This window comes from Paraburkholderia mimosarum LMG 23256 = NBRC 106338, from assembly GCF_000739815.1.
In the GTDB taxonomy this organism is placed as follows: domain Bacteria; phylum Pseudomonadota; class Gammaproteobacteria; order Burkholderiales; family Burkholderiaceae; genus Paraburkholderia; species Paraburkholderia mimosarum.
The window spans coordinates 1-4,663 of sequence record NZ_BBJJ01000169.1 but is presented as its reverse complement, the minus strand read 5'-3'; the positions used below and the strand labels follow the sequence as shown (position 1 = coordinate 4,663).

Here is a 4,663-nt window from a genome sequence, read left to right as displayed (position 1 = left end):
GTCGACCGTGTCGTCCGCCTTGTCCACTGCCCGGTAAAGATATTTCCACTCGCCTTTGATCTTGATATAGCTCTCGTCCATTCGCCAGCTTTTCCCGACCGGACGCTTGTGCTTGCGGAAGCTCCTTTCGAAGAGCGGCAGCAGCTTGATGACCCAGCGGTACACCGTCGAATGATCCACCGCGATACCACGCTCGTCCATCATTTCCGCAAGATTGCGCAAACTCAGCGAATAGGCCACGTACCATCGCACGCACAGCAAAATCACTTCAAGCGGGTAGTGAAGGCGCTTCAGGACCTTGGCCAGGCCCGGCGCGAGTGTGGTTCGCGGTGTCTTCGTCTTCTTCATCGCACAGCTCAAAAATTCGCTACCCAATTTTAACGTGGGCCTTACTGCAACAGAACCTCAACCGGGCACGCCGCGTGTCCGCTGCGCGCACCGTTTGGCTGCGAGCCGCCGACAGCAACTGTTTGCGCTCAAGCGCGGTCAAGTTCATCTTTTCCATGCGTTTCATTGAATACCAAATCAGGTGCTTTTTCAATGACGCAATGGACGAGTCATTGTTTAATCTCCACAAATTTCACGTGAATTAAGCATATAGGGGCGCCCTCAATAAACGGATTTTTACGCACGTTAGGACGTGCGGTTGCTCTGCCGGCAGGAAATGCGGACGGGATTGACGTTGCGGATGGACCCGCGAAAAATCGAAGTGGTCTGAGCGGAAATGAGATTCCCCACCATACATGACGGGGAATCTACTTTGCGTTACATTTTATTGATTCAGGTTCGGCGCATTTTTCATGCGCATAATGCGTTGCGGCGTTCGTTCCGACATAAACTGCAAGACGTCATCGAGTCGAACGTAGCCGGTTCCGGCACGGTCGATTTCCGAAAAATGATCGCTGACGAACCCCCAGCCGGCGGCTTTGGCCTGCTGCTGCGACAGCAGCCCGTTGGGATTGCCGCCGGTGGCAGCGGTGAACCGCTGCCTAATCTGGCTCTCCACGTTCCGCGTGACGGAATTTTCCGATTGTCTAGGGGGCGGAACCCAGCCCTCGGGCGGTGGCGGAGGAACCGGCAAATCGTCATAGGCAAACACCGCGCCGTGTCCCAATGCGACGACTACCGCGACGACGATGCCGGTAACAAGAACATTCACGTTTTTCATAGCAGTCCTCGCTGGGGTTACAGTAACGAGCCGTCCGCGACGCGGGCCGCCGACCGGTAGTAGCTGTCGATCGCCTGTTTCAGCGGTGCACGCGACGCCTCCGTGTTGTAGATCATGTGTCCACCTTCGAACCATTTGACGGGGATACGATCGCTCAGGTTCACGCCTTCGAGATCAAGCTCGGTCTGGAAGCCTGGTGTCGCGATGTCCTCGTAGCCGTGGAGGATCAGTAGCTTCGCATTCGGGTTGGCCGTCAGGACAGCCTGAATGTCAGTGATGCTCTGCGGATAGTAGGACTGGCTTCCGGTCCGCCACCATGTCCAGTTATCGATCGTAGCCGAGTTTATGGGCTCGTAGCGCGATTGGTACTTGTAGTTCACGAAATCCGGAAAGTATGTCTTCAACTGATTGAGGAAGGCGACGTCGATGTAACTGTCGGCGGCAAAGCTGTTCGTGACCGGCACCTTCATGCGCGCGTCGTAGCGGCCGAGCAGATATCCCGGAATCAGGTCGTTCTGGTAGGACCACGGATCATAGTTGAACGCGTCCGTCAGGGTCGATGCCGGGATGCCGGTGCGGTCGGCTATCTGGCTCAGGAGCGCCTGGCCGTCGGTGCTCGACGCATACGCCTTCCACTTGCCGTTCGGTTCGCCGGTTGCACTGAAGTAGGTGCGGAAGGTGGTCTGGAACGTTCTCGCCAGCGCGCGCAACTCGACGAGATACTGCTCCTGGGTCCGGGTTCCCCGTTTCGTCGACAGCTTGAAGTAGTCGGCCGTCATCGCATAGGACGGAATGTAGCCCTCGCAACTCACCCCGTAGTCGTTCTTGAAAATCCGCGTCATGTTGCAGCTGGTGTTGTAATCAACCAGCGGCGAGTTGAGGATGAGGCCCGCCAGCACCTGGGCCGGCTTGCCGGACGGGTCGGGCGCATAGCCACTGGTGCCCGCCTGTTCGAGCAGGTTCGCGACGATTGGCGTGCGGATGCCGCCATAGGATTCGCCGTACAGGTACTTCGGCGAGCTCTGCCGGTTGTACTTGTTGACGTAGCTCGTGATGAAGTCCGCGACCACCTTGGCATCGCTGTCGGTCCCCCACATATCGCCGTTGTTTAGCGGGCTGATTGCTGTGGACAGACCCGTTCCGGGTGGATCGACGAAGACGATGTCCGACTGGTCGAGCAGGGAGATCGCGTTGTCGTCGAACGGGAAGCTGTCCGGTTGCTTCGTGTCGTCGGCCATGATTGGCGCATCGGATTTCAAACGCTTTGGCCCCCACGATCCCATGTGTAGCCAGATCGAGGCTGAACCTGGGCCACCGTTCCATAGGAACGTGACCGGACGGTTCTCCTTGGGCAGTGCGTCGCGCGTATAGGACGTATAGAAGATCGCCGCCTCGGGCGTCTTGTTGGTCCCGGTCCCGCGATAGGCGACGAGATGCCCGGCGCGCGCGACATACGGCAACACCTTTCCGTCGATCGTTATTGTGTGTCGTTTTACAGAGGATTCCTCATCGATTTTCGAAAGAGAAATCGAGCCACCGATCGTCGTATCGTAGATGTTGGCATCGTCCAGAACCTTGTCCGCCGGTGCGACTTTCGCGAATATGTTCTGTTCGGATTCCGCCGTCAAGGTGGAGGAGGCAGGCGGGGACGTGGCTGGCACGGCCGTGGCGCTTGCGGCGGTGGATGTCGGGTCGTCACCGCCGCAGGCGACCAGCGCCACGGTCGCGAGCACCGCAATTACAGGCCAGGTTGCTATCCTTCTACTCATGGATGGATCTCCGAAAATTTTGAGATGATTTCAATACCTGCTTCCCACTGCATGTCATCATGGCCGGATCCGGCCAGATGATTCCGGCAAGCGCGTTTCCTGATCGAATCGGCCCCGCGCTGTCTCCCGGATGCTTGTCCGCACCATCGCGGCGCTTCCGCTATTTCGCCGCCATAACTTCCGCCACGTGTGCCTTCGGCACGAGTGGCATCTCGAGCGTGGTGTGTGCCAGGTTCAGCGTGACGAGCGCCGTGCCCTGATAGCCTTCGAGCGTCACCTTGACCTTGCTGCCGGGCAGCACGGTGAAGTCGCGCGGCATCATCTCCAGCGAGAAGTCATAGTCGGTGCCGGGAGCGATCGGCTGCGCAATGTCGAGCCCCTTGTAGAAGCGCGGATTCGCCCAGCCGTACGTAACGTCTTGCCCGGGTTCTGTTGCAGTAAGGCCCACGTTAAAATTGGGTAGCGAATTTTTGAGCTGTGCGATGAAGAAGACGAAGACACCGCGAACCACACTCGCGCCGGGCCTGGCCAAGGTCCTGAAGCGCCTTCACTACCCGCTTGAAGTGATTTTGCTGTGCGTGCGATGGTACGTGGCCTATTCGCTGAGTTTGCGCAATCTTGCGGAAATGATGGACGAGCGTGGTATCGCGGTGGATCATTCGACGGTGTACCGCTGGGTCATCAAGCTGCTGCCGCTCTTCGAAAGGAGCTTCCGCAAGCACAAGCGTCCGGTCGGGAAAAGCTGGCGAATGGACGAGAGCTATATCAAGATCAAAGGCGAGTGGAAATATCTTTACCGGGCAGTGGACAAGGCGGACGACACGGTCGACTTCCTGCTCAGGGCCAGGCGGGACAAGGTCGCTGCCCGGCGGTTCTTTGAAAAGGCGATCGCCCATAATGGTACGCCAGAGACCGTGACCATCGACAAAAGCGGCTCCAATCTGGCCGCACTGGATGTGGTGAATGCCGATCGCGAGACGCCGATCAAGGTCCGTCAGATCAAGTACCTGAACAACATTGTCGAACAGGACCATCGGGCTATCAAACGCCGGACCCGGCCGGTGCTGGGATTCAAGAACTTCCACCGTGCGAGGGTCATTCTCGGCGGCATCGAGGTAATGCACATGATCAGGAAAGGACAGATGAAATGTGCGGGCAAAGACCCGTCCTCTGCTTCCCGGCAGTTTTACTCCCTTGTGTCATAAGCAATACTTACCATATCGAAATTCCTCGTTCCCACACCCTTACTGCAACAGAACCCTCAAGCGCACCCCGGCGCGATGGCGGCAGGCCTCGACGCTTTGCGTCGCCGCTTTTGCGACGATCAACATAGCGAAGGTTACGTCAAAATCGGACCGGTGAAGTACGCTGCCTTCCACGCCATCGGAGACGAAGATGCCTTGATACGGAGCCAGCGCGACGCATCGGGACTGGTCCAAACACTACTGGACCAAATTGACGCGAAGTTTAAAGACCAGAGCGCTTGAGCGGTAGTTCGTCCGCTCATTGACCGAAGCAACGACCATCATCCGGACATCAGAACAACTAACACCATGGACCGCATAACCAAATCTCTTTTGGATGAATGGGGGGCGCTTCAGGAAACGGAAAATAATCTATGATCGCCCCCGTTTTTGCAACGCTGAATATGCATGGTTGGCTTGCGTAAATCTATTCGGCGTCGTTGTGGGGATCGCTCCCCGCGCCACGATGAGATTCGCGCCTG

Annotated in this window: 4 protein-coding genes and 1 pseudogene; 1 reads left to right on the top strand and 4 read right to left on the bottom strand. The window is 57.5% G+C overall.

Annotated elements, in window-relative coordinates:
• The 4 genes and pseudogenes from BMI01S_RS35970 to BMI01S_RS35955 all read right to left on the bottom strand — a co-directional run.
• Nucleotides 1–348, bottom strand: a 348-nt coding sequence (locus BMI01S_RS35970; protein WP_042292791.1) for an IS6 family transposase, incomplete at its 3' end; no start/stop codon positions are given.
• Between the two features lie 424 nt (nucleotides 349–772).
• Entirely contained in the window at nucleotides 773–1,168 is a 396-nt protein-coding gene (locus BMI01S_RS35965) for a hypothetical protein (protein WP_028233039.1), read from the bottom strand.
• 17 nt (nucleotides 1,169–1,185) lie between these two features.
• The gene (locus BMI01S_RS35960) at nucleotides 1,186–2,937 is read right to left on the bottom strand and encodes a S10 family serine carboxypeptidase-like protein (RefSeq protein WP_036047220.1); all 1,752 of its coding nucleotides are present in this window, start codon (nucleotides 2,935–2,937) and stop codon (nucleotides 1,186–1,188) included.
• 160 nt (nucleotides 2,938–3,097) lie between these two features.
• Nucleotides 3,098–3,361 (bottom strand): annotated as a pseudogene (locus tag BMI01S_RS35955) (CocE/NonD family hydrolase C-terminal non-catalytic domain-containing protein); the annotation flags it as partial.
• A gap of 58 nt (nucleotides 3,362–3,419) precedes the next feature.
• Between BMI01S_RS35955 and BMI01S_RS35950 the strand changes: the two are divergent.
• On the top strand, nucleotides 3,420–4,142 hold the full coding sequence (locus BMI01S_RS35950) for an IS6 family transposase (protein ID WP_042292784.1): 723 nt from the start codon (nucleotides 3,420–3,422) through the stop codon (nucleotides 4,140–4,142).
• Nucleotides 4,143–4,663 lie beyond the last annotated feature (521 nt).

Excerpts from the sequence above, each read along its gene's own strand:
- BMI01S_RS35965 (WP_028233039.1), bottom strand. The coding sequence starts at position 1,168 with ATGAAAAACGTGAATGTTCTTGTTACCGGCATCGTCGTCGCGGTAGTC.
- BMI01S_RS35960 (WP_036047220.1), bottom strand. The coding sequence starts at position 2,937 with ATGAGTAGAAGGATAGCAACCTGGCCTGTAATTGCGGTGCTCGCGACC.
- BMI01S_RS35950 (WP_042292784.1), top strand. The coding sequence starts at position 3,420 with ATGAAGAAGACGAAGACACCGCGAACCACACTCGCGCCGGGCCTGGCC.